The sequence below is a fragment of the Kitasatospora sp. NPDC004531 genome, assembly GCF_053602195.1.
Genome location: NZ_JBSGDD010000011.1, coordinates 35,782 through 51,073, shown reverse-complemented (window position 1 = coordinate 51,073; position 15,292 = coordinate 35,782). Strand labels below are relative to the sequence as shown.

Annotated in this window: 4 protein-coding genes; all 4 read left to right on the top strand. The window is 75.7% G+C overall.

Annotation, left to right across the window (positions count from 1 at the left end; all coding sequences use genetic code 11):
• The first annotated feature begins 54 nt into the window (after window positions 1-54).
• The 4 genes from ACWEMJ_RS07720 (at window position 55) to ACWEMJ_RS07705 (ending at window position 15,239) form a co-directional block, all read left to right on the top strand.
• Entirely contained in the window at window positions 55-1,401 is a 1,347-nt protein-coding gene (locus tag ACWEMJ_RS07720; RefSeq protein WP_452136058.1) for a lysine N(6)-hydroxylase/L-ornithine N(5)-oxygenase family protein, read from the top strand.
• A gap of 28 nt (window positions 1,402-1,429) precedes the next feature.
• Window positions 1,430-1,669, top strand: coding sequence for a phosphopantetheine-binding protein (locus ACWEMJ_RS07715; RefSeq protein WP_452136057.1), 240 nt, complete (start codon window positions 1,430-1,432; stop codon window positions 1,667-1,669).
• 69 nt (window positions 1,670-1,738) lie between these two features.
• Complete coding sequence (locus ACWEMJ_RS07710) at window positions 1,739-2,722, top strand: ABC transporter substrate-binding protein (RefSeq protein ID WP_452136056.1); 984 nt, start codon at window positions 1,739-1,741, stop codon at window positions 2,720-2,722.
• Between the two features lie 94 nt (window positions 2,723-2,816).
• A complete protein-coding gene (locus ACWEMJ_RS07705) occupies window positions 2,817-15,239 on the top strand; it encodes an amino acid adenylation domain-containing protein (protein WP_452136055.1) in 12,423 nt (4,140 codons plus the stop codon).
• Window positions 15,240-15,292: the final 53 nt, after the last annotated feature.

The following is a 15,292-nucleotide window of genomic DNA, read 5'->3' as shown; positions in this document are numbered from 1 at the left end:
GCTAACCAAACCGAGCAACGCGCCGCGGGACACCGGGACGAGGAGAGGACGCGCATGTCGCTGGAGCACGAGGACCGCGGCGGCGGGGACGTCGACGACCTGATCGGCATCGGCTTCGGCCCCGCCAACCTGGCCCTGGCGATCGCCGTCGACGACCACGCCCGGGCCGCCGCCGAGCCCCCGCTGCGCGTCAACTTCCTTGAGCGCCAAGCCAGTTTCGGCTGGCACCGGGGCATGCTGCTGGACGGCGCGACCATGCAGGTGTCCTTCCTCAAGGACCTGGTCACCCAGCGCGACCCGCGCAGCCGCTTCACCTTCCTGGCCTACCTCCAGGAGCGCGGCCGGCTGGCCGACTTCATCAACCTGAAGACCTTCTACCCGACCCGGCTCGAATTCCACGACTACTTCGAGTGGTGCGCCGCCGAGTTCGCCGACCGGGTCCGCTACGCCCGCACCGTCACCGGCATCCGCCCGGTGCCCGGCGCGGACGGCCGGATCGAGCAGGTCGAGGTGGTCTCCGAGGCCGTCGTCGGCGGCGACGTCCAGCTCCGCCGGGCCCGCAACATATCCGTCGGCACCGGCCTCACCCCCCGCCTGCCCGACGGCGTCGAGACCGCCGAACACGTCTGGCACACCAGTGAACTGCTGCTGCGCGCACCGCAGTTGAAGCAGCGCCCGGCCGTCCACCGGCGGATCGCGGTGATCGGCGCCGGCCAGTCCGCCGCCGAGGCCGTCGACTTCCTGCACCGCGCCTTCCCCGAGTCGGAGATCTGCGCCGTCCTCACCCGCTACGGCTACAGCCCCGCCGACGACAGCCCGTTCGCCAACCGGATCTTCGACCCGGCCGCCGTCGACGAGTTCTACGCCGCCCCCGAGCAGGCCAGGCAGACCCTGCTCACCCAGCACGCCAACACCAACTACTCCGTGGTGGACGGCGAGTTGATCGAGCAGCTGTACCGCACCGCCTACCAGGAGAAGGTCGCCGGACGCGAGCGCCTGCGGGTGCTGAACGCCACCCGGCTGACCGCCGTCGACGCCCTCGCCGACGGCGCCCGCGCCCACCTGCGCTCGCTCACCACCGGCCGCGAACAGGCCCTGGACTGCGACGCCGTGGTGCTCGCCACCGGCTACCACCACGTCGACCCGCGCGCCCTGCTCGGCGAACTCGCCGCCGCCTGCCGCACCGACGGACAGGGCCGGCTGCGGGTGGACCGCGACCACCGCGTGCTGACCGACGACCGCCTCGACGCCGGCATCTACCTCCAGGGCGGCACCGAGCACACCCACGGCATCACCTCCGCGCTGCTGTCCACGCTCGCCGTGCGGGCCGGCGAGATCCGCGACTCGATGCTGCTGCGCCGCTCCGGCCGCGACCTGCGCGCCCCGCTCGCCGCTCTCTGAACACGACCGCCGTGAAAAGGAGTTCACTGTGACCACCGCCGCCGGGTTCGCCCCCGACACGCTGCGCGCCGAGATCGCCGAGCTGCTCGGTGAACGCCCCGAGGACCTCCACGACGAGGACGACCTGCGCGACCTCGGCCTGGACTCGATGCGCGTCATGCACCTGGTCGAGACCTGGCGGGCCCGCGGCGCCCGGGTCGAGTTCGCGGACCTGGCCGACCTCGTACCCACCCTGCCCGCCTGGTCCGCGTACCTCAGCCGCGGCTGAGCCGGCCCCCGATTCCCGTGCCCCACCGGCGTCGCCTCCCACCGACGCCGGGCCCCACCGAGGAGATCCATGAACACCCGCGCCCTGACCACCCGCACCGCCAAGGCACTCGCCGCGGCCGCCGCCGTCGCGCTCGCCGCCACGGCCTGCGGCTCCGGCGGCGACGGCGGCCAGGACAAGGCCGGCCCCGGCAGCGGCGCCGGCCCGATCACCGTCGAGGCCACCAACGGCAAGGTCACCGTCCCCGCCGGAGTGCAGCGGATCGTCAGCGTCTCCTACGCCACCGGCGCGCTGCTCGACCTCGGCGTGCAGCCCGTCGGCACCTCCACCATCGACGACAACAACCCGATGGAGCTGCTGCCCTCGCAGACCGAGGCGGCCAAGAAGATCGAGCCGATCGGCTCCGGCATCGAGATCAACATCGAGAAGGTCGCCTCGCTGCGCCCCGACCTGATCATCGTCGAGGGCGCCACCGCGTTCGACTGGGGCGTGTCCAAGCTCGAAGGCATCGCCCCGACGCTGTACTTCGGCATCGACAAGCCGGCCGACCTGCTCACCGCGCAGGAGAAGATTGCCACCGCCGTCGGCAAGCAGGACGAGTTCCGGAAGCTGAAGTCCGACTACGAGACCAGGGCCGCGAAGATCAAGGCCGACTACGCGGACAGGCTCAACTCCACCAAGTGGACCATCGCCTCCTCCTACGGCGGCGGCGAGTTCCTGGTCGACACCGCCTCCTCCTGGGTCGGCCGGGTGCTGAGCGACGCGGGCGCGACGTTCTCCCGGGCCTCCGCCGACGCGAGCGACCACGAGGTCACCTACTCGGTGGAGAAGCTCGACGTGCTCGCCGACGCCGACATCGTCCTGGTGCCGCGCACGGCCGCGACCGGCGAGGTCCCGCAGGACACCAAGGACCTGGAGAAGCAGCCGTCCTGGCAGAACCTCAAGGCCGTGAAGACCGGGAAGGTCGTCCCGCTGACGTACGCCACCACCGACCGCTACGGCACCTCGATCAACGTGCTGGAGCAGATCGAGTCCGTGCTGAAGGCCCAGTAGGGCCCGGCGCTCCCTCAGTACCGCACGCACGCCGTGGCCCCCGACCGCACCGCTCGCCGGCGGGGGCCGCCGAAACCCCGGGAAGGCCCGACCCATGGCCGGCAGCAGCACCACCCCGCACGCCACCCCCGCCACGCCCGCGACGCCGGCCGTCTCCGCGCCGCCCGCCAAGCCTGCGACGCCCGCCGTGCCCGCCACGGACGCCGTGTCCGGGACGCCCGACTCGGGTTCCGGGTGCGGCGACCGGGTGGAGCTGACCGCCGCCCAGGCCGGCGTCCTCGCCGCGCAGCGGATCGACCCCGGTAGCCCCGCCCACAACGTCGGCCAGTACGTGCGCATCGACGGCCCGCTGCGGGCCGAGCTGCTGGAGACGGCACTGCGCTCGACGCTCGCCGAGGCGGACGGGCTGCACCTGCGGATCACCGAACAGGGCGCCGTGCGGGCGCCGTTCGACGCCGAGGGGTGGACGCTCGCCCGGCTGGACACCTCCGCCGCCACCGACCCGGCGGGCGCGGCCGTCGACCTGGTGCGGCGCCAACTGGCCCGCCCGCTCGACCTGGCGGCCGACCCGCTGCACGGCGCGCTGCTGGTGCGCATCGGCGAGCACAGCCACCTGTGGTTCCAGTGGTTCCACCACCTGGTGATCGACGGCTACGGCATCACCCTGTTCACCCGGCGGGTCGCCGAGGCCTACACCGCGCTCGCGGCCGGCGCCGAACCTCCGGCGAGCCCGCTGCGGCCCGCCGCCGTGCTCGCCGAGGCCGAACGCGCCCACCTGGCCGGCCCGGCCGCCGACGCCGACCGCGCGTGGTGGCGCGAGCGCTCCGCCGACCGCCCGCAGGTCCGCTCGCTGACCGAGCAGCAGGCCGCCGCCGCGCCCGCCGCGCTGCGCCACTCGATCGCCCTGCCCGCCGAGCGGACCGCGCCCGTGCTGGCCGCCGCCCGGGCCGCCCGCGCCACCTGGGCGGAGGCCGCGCACGCCGCCCTCGCCGCCTACCTGCACCGGATGACCGGCACCGCCGAGCCCGTCGTCGGCATGCACCTGATGGCCCGCACCGCCCCCGGCGCCCTGCGCGTCCCCGGCATGGCCGTCAACATCCTGCCGCTGCACCTGCCGGTCGCCCCCGCCGACACCTTCGACGCGCTGCTGCGGCGCGCCGCCGCCGAGTTGAAGGAGGTGCGCCGCCACCAGCTGCACCGGGGCGAGGAGTTGCGCCGCGAACTCGGCCTGGTCGGCGGCGACGAACGCCTCTACGGGCCGCTGCTCAACATCAAGCCCTTCGACCTCGACCTGGACTTCGCGGGCAGCGCCGGGCACACCGTCAACCTGGCGTCCGGCCCCGTGGACGACTTCTCGCTGACGGTGGCCAAGACGCCCGACGACCGGCTGCTGCTGGACTTCGACGCCAACCCGAAGCTCTACAGCGAGGCCGAACTCGCCCACCACGCCCGCCGGTTGACCACCCTGCTGGAACGCCTGGCCGCCGCGCCCGGGACGCCGGTGGGCACGGTGGAACTGCTGCCGGACGCCGAGCGCGATCAACTCCTGGACGGCTGGAACGCCACCGCGCACCCCGTCGGGAGCGGGACGCTGGTCACCCGGATCGCGGCCCGCACGGCCGCCACCCCCGACGCCCCGGCGGTCGTCGCCCCCGACGGCAGCCTGAGCTACGCCCAACTCTCGGACGCGGCCGACCGGTTGGCGCGGGTGCTGACCGCTGCGGGGGCCGGACCCGACCGGATCGTCGCCGTGGCCGTGCCGCGCTCGACGCACCTGATGACCGCCCTGCTCGGCACGCTCACCGCCGGCGCGGCGTACCTGCCGCTGGACACCGACCACCCCGCCGAACGCCTCGCCTCGATGCTCGACGACGCCGACCCCGTCCGGGTGCTGACCGTCCGCGCCGTGCTGGACCGGCTGCCCGCCGCCGCCCGCTCGCGCGCCCTGCTGCTGGACGAGCCGCCGGAGCCCGCCGACGAGGTCGAGCCGTGGGAGCGTGCCGAGGCCGCGCCGCGTCCGGCCGGGCCGGACAACGCCGCGTACGTCATCTACACCTCCGGCTCCACCGGCCGCCCCAAGGGCGTCGTCGTCACGCACCGCGCCATCGTCAACCGGCTCGCCTGGATGCAGCACGCCCACCCGCTCACCGCCGACGACCGGGTGCTGCAGAAGACCCCCGCCGGATTCGACGTCTCCGTCTGGGAGTTCTTCTGGGCGCTCGCCGAGGGCGCCACCGTGGTGCTGGCCCGCCCCGACGGCCACAAGGACCCCGCCTACCTCGCCGACCTGATCGCCGAACAGGCCGTCACCACCCTGCACTTCGTCCCCTCCATGCTGCGCGCCTTCTTGGAGGAGCCGCGCCTCGCCGACCGCTGCGCCACCCTGCGGCGCGCCTTCTGCTCCGGCGAGGCGCTGCCCGCCGACGCCGTGGACCGCTGGTACGACGCGCTGCCCGAGGTGCCCCTGCACAACCTGTACGGCCCGACCGAGGCGGCGGTCGACGTCACCCACCACCGGACCGAGCCGGGCGCGGGCGCCGTGCCGATCGGTCGGCCGGTGTGGAACACGCGGCTGTATGTGCTGGACGGGCGGTTGCGGCCGTGTCCGGTGGGGGTGGCGGGTGAACTGTACGTGGCGGGTGTGCAGTTGGCGCGCGGGTATCTGGGGCGGCCGGGGTTGACGGCGGGCCGGTTCGTCGCGGATCCGTTCGGGAGCCCGGGTGAGCGGATGTACCGCACGGGTGATCTGGTGCGGTACCGGGTGGACGGCAGCGTGGAGTACCTGGGGCGGACGGACGACCAGGTGAAGATCCGCGGGTTCCGGATCGAACTGGGCGAGGTCGAGGCCGCCCTGACGGCCCTGCCGGGAGTGGCGTCGGCTGCGGTGGCGGCCCGCGAACTTCCGGGCGGTGCACGGCAGTTGGTCGGCTACGTGGTGCCGCCGCCGGCCGAGCCGCAGGCGCTGCTCGACCGGCTCGCGCTCACCCTGCCCGAACACTTCGTGCCCGCCGTCCTGGTCGGCCTCGACGCGCTGCCGCTGAGCGTCAACGGCAAGCTTGACCGCAAGGCGCTGCCCGCGCCGACCGCCGGCGCCGAGCGGGCGGCGATCGCGCCGCGCGGCGAGACGGAGCGGACCCTCGCGGCGCTGGTGGCCGAGGTGCTCGGCCTGCCCGTCGAACAGGTCGGCGCCGAGGACAACTTCTTCTCGCTCGGCGGCGACAGCATCTCCGCCATCCAACTCGGCAGCCGCGCCCGCACCGCCGGACTCACCCTCACCCCCCGCACCGTCTTCGACCACCGCACCGTCGCCCGCATCGCCGCCGCCATCCGCCCGGTCGCGCCCCCGGCTCCGGTGCCGGACGAGGTCGACGCCGTGGGCGCGCTGCCGGCCACTCCGATCGGCGAGTGGCTCCGCCGGCGGGGCGGCCCGATCGGACGCTACGGCCAGGCGGTGACGGTGACGGTACCGGCCGGCCTCGACCCGGCCCGGCTCGCCGACGCCCTGGACGCGCTGGCCGACCGGCACGACGCGCTGCGCCTGCGCCTGCGCGTCGCGGCGGACGGGAGCTGGACGCAGGAGGTGCGGCCCGCAGCGGGCGTCGGGGCCGACGAGATCAGCCGAGCGGCAGCTGTCGCAGGCGAGTCGGCCGCGTCCGGCAGCGTCTGCGCGCGACTTCGCCGACTGCGGGTCGAACCGGACGAGTTGACGGCTGCCGCCGCCGTCGAGCGGGAGGCCGCCGCCGCGCGGCTGGACCCCGAGCGCGGCGTGGTGCTCCAGGCCGTGCACCTCGATGCCGGGCCCGAGCGCGCCGGGCTGCTGGTGCTCGTCGTCCACCACCTCGCCGTGGACGGCGTCTCCTGGCGCATCCTGCTGCCCGACCTGCGCGCCGCCTACGAGGGCCGCCCGCTGGAGCCCGTCCCCACCTCGCTCCGCGCCTGGACGCACGGTCTCGCCGAGGCGGCCACCGGCCCCCAAATTCAGCGTCAAATCCCGTACTGGCAGCAGCAGTTGGCGCATGAAGCCCGCCCGGTGCTGGTCGAGCGCCCGCTCGACGCGCGGCGCGACACTGTCGGCCGCCGGCGCCGTCTGCGGTTGACGCTGCCCGCCGGGCGCACCGCTCCGCTGCTCACCGCCGTGCCCGCCGCGCGGCGGGCCGGGGTCGATCACGTGCTGCTCGCCGGGCTGGCCCTCGCCGTCCGGGACCGCCGCCGCGCGCTGCGCGGGGGCGGCGACGCCGACGGCCTGCTGCTGCGGCTGGAGGGCCACGGCCGGGAGGACCACCTCGTGCCGGGGGCCGACACCTCGCGCACCGTCGGCTGGCTGACCAGCGAATTCCCGGTGCACCTCGACCTGTCGGGCACCGAGGACGTCGGCGCGGCGCTCGGCCTGGTCAAGGAGGCGGTGCGGGCGGTGCCGGCCGCCGGGGTCGGCTGGGGGCTGCTGCGCCACCTCGACCCGGCGGGGACGATCGCGGCGGCCGAAGCACCCGAACCCCCCGTGCTGTTCAACTATCTCGGCCGGTTCGCGGCCACCGGGGAGCACTGGACGCCCGCACCCGAGGCCGGTGACGCCATCACCGCCACCGCCGACCCGGCGCAGCCGTGCGGGCACGCCCTGGAGATCGGCGCGTTCGTCCACGACCGTCCCGAGGGCCCCGAGCTGACCGTCCAACTCGCCTGGCCCGAAGGCCTGTTCGCCGAGCAGGAGATGCGGCGGCTGGCCGAGGCCTGGTTCGACCGGCTGGACGCGCTCACCCGGTGGGCCGAGCGGCTCGACGCCCCCGCGCCGACCCCGTCGGACATGCCGCTGGTGCACCTCACCCAGGCCGACCTGGACGCGCTGCCCGGGGCGCAGGACGTGCTGCCGCTGTCGCCGTTGCAGGAGGGGCTGCTGTTCCACGACCGGATGCAGGGCGAGGGCGACGACGAGCTGTACACCTCGCTGACCTCGCTCGACCTGGCCGGCCCGCTCGACCGGGCCGCCCTGGTGCGGGCCGTCGACCGGGCCGTGAACCGGCACAGCGCGCTGCGCGCCGCGTTCACCCTGACCGCCGCCGGAGAGCCCGTGCAGAGCGTCCTCGCCGAGGTGCGCGTCCCGTGGACGGAACACGACCTGCGCGCCCTCGACCCGCAGCGGCAGCAGGCCGAGGCCGCCCGGATCGAGCAGGCCGAGGCCGCCCGGCGCTTCGACCTGGCCCGGCCCCCGCTGCTGCGCTGCGCGCTGATCACGCTCGGCCCGGACCGGCACCGGCTGCTGCTGACCCGCCACCACATCGTGATGGACGGCTGGTCCACGCCCGTGCTGCTGCGCGAGATCCTCACCGCCCACACCGGCGGCGACCTGGCGCCCGCCCCGCGCTACGCCGACCACCTGGCCTTCCTCGCCGCCCGCGACTCCGCCGACGACACGACGGCCTGGCAGCGCGCACTGGACGGCCTGGACGCGCCCACGCTGCTCGCCGAGGCGTTCGGCGCCTCCACCGCCGAACAGGGCGCGGCCGCAGCCGAGTTCGAGCTGCCGCTGCCCGCCGAGCTGGCCGCCGCCCTCACCGGCTGCGCCCGCCGCCACGGCCTGACGCTGAACACGCTGGTGCAGGGCGCCTGGGCGATCCTGCTGGGCCGGCTCACCGGACGCACCGACGTGGTGTTCGGCGCCACCGTCTCCGGCCGCCCCGGCGAGCTGCCCGGCGTCGAGTCCGCCGTCGGCCTGTTCAGCAACACCGTCCCCGTGCGGTTCACCGTCCGCGAGGACGAGGCGGCCGCCGAGGCCCTGGCCCGCCTCCAGCAGGCGCAGTCCGCGCTGCTCGACCACCAGTACCTGGGCCTCGCCGAGATCCAGGCCGCCGCCGGACACGGCACCCTGTTCGACACCCTGCTGGTCTTCGAGAACTACCCGATGGACCCGGGGCAGCTCACCGCCGACGGCCTGCGCGTCACCGCCATCGGCAACCGCGGCGCCACCCACTACCCGATGACCGTGCTCACCCTGCCCGGCGAACACCCCCGGCTGACCGTCGAGTACCGGCCCGAGGTGTTCACCGCCGACCGCGCCGCCGCCATCGGCACCCGCCTGCTGCGCCTGCTCGCCGCGATCGCCGCCGAACCCGCCACCCCGGTGGGGGAGTTGGACGTGCTGGCGGCGGCGGAGCGGCACACCGTGCTGGTCGAGTGGAACGCCACCGACCGGCCCGTGCCGGCCGGCACCGTGGTGGACGCCTTCCGCGCCACCGCCGCCGCCCACCCCGAGGAAACGGCCGTGGTCAGCGGGTCGGAAAGCCTGACGTTCCGTCAACTGGCGGGGAAGGTCGACCTGTTCGCGCGCCATCTGGCCGCGCTCGGGGTCCGGCCCGACACGGTGGTGGCGCTCGCCCTGCCGCGCTCGGCGGACCTGGTCGCCGCGCTGCTCGGGGTGCTCGCCGCAGGTGGCGCCTACCTGCCGATCGACCTCGACCACCCCGACGAGCGGATCGCCCTCATGCTGGCGGACGCCGCGCCGCTGCTGACCCTGACCACCGCCGAACTAGCCGACCGGCGGCCGGTGTTGGCGCAGTCCGAGCTCGGCGCCGTCCCGCTCGCCGAGCTCGGCACGCTGGACGCCGAACCCGTCCGCCCCGAGCCCGACCACCTGGCGTACGTCATCCACACCTCGGGCTCCACCGGCCGCCCCAAGGGCGTGCTGGTGCCGCACCGCGGCCTGGCCAACCTGCTGGAGCACCACGGCAGTACGGTCTTCGCGCGGGCCGTCGCCGCGGCCGGCGGGCGGCGGCTGCGGGCCGCGCACACCGCCTCGTTCTCCTTCGACTCCTCCTGGGAGCAGCTGCTGTGGCTGCTGCTCGGCCACGAACTGCACGTCTACGGCGAGGAGTTGCGCCGCGACCCGCAGGCCCTCGCGGCCCGCCTGGTGCGGGACCGGATCGACACCCTGGACGTCACCCCGTCGTTCGGCGCGCAGCTCGTCGAGTGGGGCCTGCTGGACGACCCCGCGCACCGGCCGCTGCTGTTCCTGGTCGGCGGCGAGGCCGTCGGCGACACCCTGTGGACCCGGCTGCGGCAGACGCCCGGCGTGCTCGGCCACAACTTCTACGGCCCCACCGAATACACCGTCGACACCCTCGGCGCGAACCTCGCCGACAGCCCGACCCCGTTCGTGGGAACGCCGATCGGCAACACCCGCTGCTACCTGCTGGACGCCCGGCTGCGGCCGGTGCCGCCCGGCGCCGTCGGCGCGCTGTACATCGCCGGCCCCGGCCTGGCGCGCGGCTACGGCAACCGGCCCGCGCTCACCGCGAGCCGCTTTGTCGCCGACCCGTTCGGCGCACCGGGCGCCCGGATGTACCGCACCGGCGACCTGGCCCGGCACCGTGCCGACGGCAGCCTCGACTACCTGGGCCGCGACGACGACCAGGTGAAGATCCGCGGCTTCCGGGTCGAACCCGGCGAGGCCGAGGCCGCCCTCGCCGCGCTGCCCGGCGTCGCCGGGGCGGCCGTCGTGGCACGGCCCGCGCCCGGCGGCGGCAAGCGGCTGGTCGGCTACCTCGTCCCGGCTGCGGGCACGGACGCCGACCCGGCCGCGCTGCGCACGGCCCTCGCCGAGGCGCTGCCCGAACACCTCGTCCCCGCCGCCCTGGTGGCGCTGCCCGCGCTGCCGCTGAACGTCAACGGCAAGCTCGACCGGCACGCTCTGCCCGAGCCCGCCGCCGACGCCTTCGCGGCACCCGCCGGCCGCGCCCCGGCCACCGCCCACGAGCACCTGGTGTGCCAGGTGTTCGCCGACGTGCTCGGCCTGCCCGCCGTCGGCGTCGAGGAGGACTTCTTCGCCCTCGGCGGCCACTCCCTGCTGGCCACCCGCGTGGTCGGCCGGCTGCGCGCCGCCCTCGGCCAAGAGGTCGCCATCCGGGCCCTGTTCGAGACCCGCACCGCCGCCGCGCTCGCCGCCCGCCTGGACGCCGCCGCGCCCGCCGCCCGTACCGCCCCCGCCGCCCGCCCCCGGCCCGCCCGCATTCCGCTCTCCCCCGCCCAGGCCCGCCTGTGGTTCCTCGACCGCCTCCAGGGCCCGTCCACCGCCTACACCATCCCGTGCGCGCTGCGGATCGACGGCCCCGTGGACGCCGACGCGCTGCGCCTCGCCCTCGGCGACGTGCTGGCCCGGCACGAGGCGCTGCGCACCGTCGTCACCGAGCACGACGGCCAGCCCCACCAGCGGATCCTGCCGCCCGAGCAGGCCGAACTGCCCTTCGAGGCAAGGGAAGTGGCCGGGCACCGGCTGGACGTCGAGGCCGCCGCGGCGGGCGCGCACGTCTTCGACCTGACCGCCGACCTCCCCGTGCGGGCGACACTGCTGAGCGCCGGTCCGCGACGGCACGTGCTCAGCGTGGCGCTGCACCACATCGCCGCCGACGAGTGGTCCGAGGGCGTGCTGCTGCGCGACCTGGACGCCGCGTACACGGCCCGGCTGGCCGGGCGCGCACCCGAACTGCCGCCGCTGCCACTCCAGTTCGCCGACCACACGCTCTGGCAGGCCGAGCAGCCGACCGACCCGCAGGCCGCCTACTGGGCCGACCGCCTCGCCGCCCTGCCCGCCGAGCTGACCCTGCCCACCGACCGCCCCCGGCCCGCCGAGGCCAGCGGCCGGGGCGGCGCCGTCCGGCTCCCGCTGCCCGGTGAACTGCACGATGCGATCGGCGAGTTGACCCGCCGGACGGGCGCCACACCGTTCATGGTGGTGCAGGCCGCCGCCGCCCTGCTGCTCGGCCGCCTCGCCGGGACGGCGGACGTCGCCCTCGGCGCGCCCGTCGCCGGGCGCGGCGACGAGGCGCTGGAACAGCTGGTCGGGTTCTTCGTCAACACGCTGGTGCTGCGCCACGACCTGTCCGGCGAGCCCACGTTCGAGGAGCTCGTGGCCCGCGCCAAGGAGACCGTGCTGGGCGCGCTCGCCCACCAGGACCTGCCGTTCGACCGGCTGGTCGAGCTGGTCAACCCCGAGCGGACGCTCGGCCGGCACCCGCTGTTCCAGGTCATGGTCCAGTACCGCAAGGAAGCCGCCGGCCTCGACCGGCTGCTCGGCGCCCGCACCGCGCTGCTGCCCGACCCCGTGCACGCCGCCCGCTTCGACCTGGCCTTCACCTTCGTCGAGTCCGCCGACGGCAGCCGCACCGACCTGACCGTCATCCACGCCGAGGACCTCTTCGACCGCGCCACCGCCCGCCTCTTCGGCGCCCGGCTGCTGCGCGTCCTCGCCCAGGCCCTCGCCGACCCCGGGCAGCCCGTCGCCCGGATCGAGCCGACCGGGGAGGAGGAGGCGCGCGGCCTGGCGGGCGACTGGAACGCCACCGCCATCGCGGTGCGCGAAGGCACGCTGGTCTCGCGGATCGCCGAGCGGGTCGCCGCGACGCCGGACGCGGTGGCGGTCTCGTACGAGAACTCTGAATTGACGTATCGTCAACTCTGGTCACGCGCCGGGACATTGGCGTCCGCACTGGCGTCGGTCGGGGCCGGGCCCGACGCCGTGGTCGGGGTGGCCGTGCCGCGCTCCACCGAGCTGATGGTCGCCCTGCTGGGCGTGCTGCGGGCCGGTGCCGCGTACCTGCCGCTGGACACCGACTACCCCGCCGAGCGGCTCGCCGGGACGATCGAGGACGCCCGTCCGGTGTGCGTGCTCACGCTGCCCGGGCAGCAGGACGCCGTACCCGCCGTGGCGGGCGTGCCGGTGCTCCCGGTCGACGCCGCCGGGGCGGACGCGGTGCCCGCCGAGGCCGGGCCGGACCATGCCGCGTATGTCATCCACACTTCCGGCTCGACCGGCCGCCCCAAGGGCGTGGTGGTCACCCACCGGGCGATCGTCAACCGGCTGGAGTGGATGCGCGAGCTGTACGCCATCGGCGCGGACGACCGGGTGCTGCAGAAGACGCCCGCCGGATTCGACGTCTCCGTCTGGGAGTTCTTCCTCCCGCTGACGGTCGGCGCCCGCGTCGTGCTCGCCCGCCCCGGCGGCCACCGCGACCCCCAGTACCTGGCCGCCCTGGCCGCCCGCGCAGGCATCACCACCTGCCACTTCGTCCCGTCCATGCTCGCCGCGTTCACCGCCGCCGCCGAGGCCGACGACACGCTGCGCCGCGAATTCGCCGCCGTCCGCCGGGTGTTCTGCTCCGGCGAGGCGCTGCCCGCCGCCGCCGTCGACCGCTTCCTCGCGCTGTGGCCGCAGATCGAACTGCACAACCTGTACGGCCCCACCGAGGCGGCCGTCGACGTCACCCACCACCGCGCCTGGGCGGCCGCCGGCGCCGTGCCGATCGGTCGGCCGGTGTGGAATACCCGGCTGTACGTGCTGGACGGGCGGTTGCGGCCGTGTCCGGTCGGGGTGGCGGGTGAACTGTACGTGGCGGGTGTGCAGTTGGCGCGCGGGTACCTGGGGCGGCCGGGGTTGACGGCGGGCCGGTTCGTCGCCGATCCGTTCGGGGGTGCGGGTGAGCGGATGTACCGCACGGGTGATCTGGTGCGGTACCGGGTGGACGGCAGCGTGGAGTACCTGGGGCGGACCGACGACCAGGTGAAGATCCGGGGGTTCCGGATCGAGCTGGGCGAGGTGGAAGCCGCACTGGCCGCCGTGCCGGGCGTCGCGGCGGCCGCCGCGACGGTGCGGCAGGCCGACAGCGGCGCGAAGCAGCTGATCGGGTACGTGGTGCCGGCGGAGGGCCCGGGCGCCGGCGCAGGCGATCGGGCGCGGGCCGCGCTCGCCGCCACCCTGCCCGAGCACCTGGTGCCGTCCGCGGTGGTCGAACTCGCCGCGCTGCCGCTGTCCGTCAACGGCAAGCTGGACCGCAAGGCCCTGCCCGCACCCGGGCGCGCCGCCGCCGTTCCCGCTGCGGCTCGGGCGGGTTCCGGGCTGGCGCGGGTGTTCGCGGAGGTGCTCGGACTGCCGGAGGTGGGGGAGGAGGAGAACTTCTTCGCGCTGGGCGGCGACAGCATCGTGTCGCTGCAACTGGTGAGCCGGGCGCGCGCCGCCGGGTACGCGATCAGCGCGAAGGACGTCTTCCAGCACCCCACACCGGCGGCGCTCGCCGCTGCGACGGGGAGGGCCGTGGTCGGGGCCGCCCCTGCCGGGCCGGTGGACGGCCCCGTGCCGCTGCTGCCGATCGTGCACTGGCTGCGCGAACGCGGCGGCCCGGTACGGCGGTTCAACCAGTCGGTGCTGCTGAACGTCCCCGGCGGGCTCGGCGAACAGCCGCTGCGCGCCGCACTCGACGCGCTCGTGCGGGCCCACCCCGCGCTGCGGCTGCGGCTCGACACCACGGACGGGCTGTGGACGCAGGAAACGCTGCCCGCCGCAGCCGACCCCGAGCTGCTGCGCCGCGTCCCCGCTCCCGGAGGCGTCGACGCGAAGACGCTGACGGCCGAGGCGGACCGGGCCGCCGACGCGCTCGATCCGACGGCCGGCCGGATGCTGCGCGCGGTCTGGTTCGACGCCGGCGACGACACGGACGGCAGGCTGCTGCTGACCGTGCACCACCTGGCCGTGGACGGCGTCTCCTGGCGCATCCTGCTGCCCCGGCTGGCCGCCGCGCACCGGGAGGCGGCGGCCGGCCGCCGACCGGCACTCGCACCCGAACCGGTCACCCTGCACGCCTGGGCCGAGCACCTGCACGCGCACGCCCGGCAGCGGGCGCAACTGGCCGAGACCGCCTACTGGCGCGACGCCCTGGCAGGCCCGGCCGGGCCGCTCGCCCGGCTCGTCGCCGACCCGCACCGCGACACCGTCGCCACCCTGCGGACCGTCCGGCGCACCCTGCCCGCCGAGCGCACCGCGCCGCTGCTCACGCTGCCCGGCACCGGCGTCGACGAGGCGCTGCTGGCCGGGCTGGTCCTGGGCATCGGCCGCGTCCACCCCGACGCGGCGCCGACCGTCCAGGTCGACCTGGAGGGGCACGGGCGGGGCGGACACGCCCTCGATCTGTCGGGCACGGTGGGGTGGTTGACGACCGTGCACCCCGTGCGGCTCGACCTGAGCGGCGTCGCGGCCGCGGACACGCTCCGGCGGGTCAAGGAGCAGCTCCGGGCCGCCCCCGCGAAGGGACTCGGCCACGGCCTGCTGCGCCACCTCAACGCGCAGACGGCCCCGCTGCTCGCAGCGGGCCCCCGGTCGTCGGTCCTGTTCAACTACCGGGGGCGGACGGACCGGCCCGGCGTGGCGCTCGACGCCTGGCCGCCGGCTCCGGCGGCGGAACGCGAAGCGGTCGCGGCGGGCGCCGGACCGGACCCGGCGATGCCGGTCGGGTACCCGCTGGAGATCGACGCGGTGATCGCGGCGGACGGCGACGGGCGGCCGGTGCTGACGGTCGAACTCGCCTGGCCGGACGCCCTGTTGACGGAGCCGGAGGTCGCCGCGATCGCGGACGCGTGGCTGGCTGCGCTGGGCGTGGTGGCGGCGGCCGAGCTGAGCGTCGCGGACCTGTCGCTGGTGTCGCTCAAGGAGCGGCAGTTGGAGCGGTTGCAGTCCAAGCTGCGGGGCCGCCAGCGGTGAATCGCCCCTGATTTAGCACCCTTCCGCCCCCATTCTTCCTCCCCTGGAACCGA

Coding starts and splice junctions, on each gene's coding strand:
- ACWEMJ_RS07705 (WP_452136055.1), top strand. CDS start 2,817: ATGGCCGGCAGCAGCACCACCCCGCACGCCACCCCCGCCACGCCCGCG.
- ACWEMJ_RS07720 (WP_452136058.1), top strand. CDS start 55: ATGTCGCTGGAGCACGAGGACCGCGGCGGCGGGGACGTCGACGACCTG.
- ACWEMJ_RS07710 (WP_452136056.1), top strand. CDS start 1,739: ATGAACACCCGCGCCCTGACCACCCGCACCGCCAAGGCACTCGCCGCG.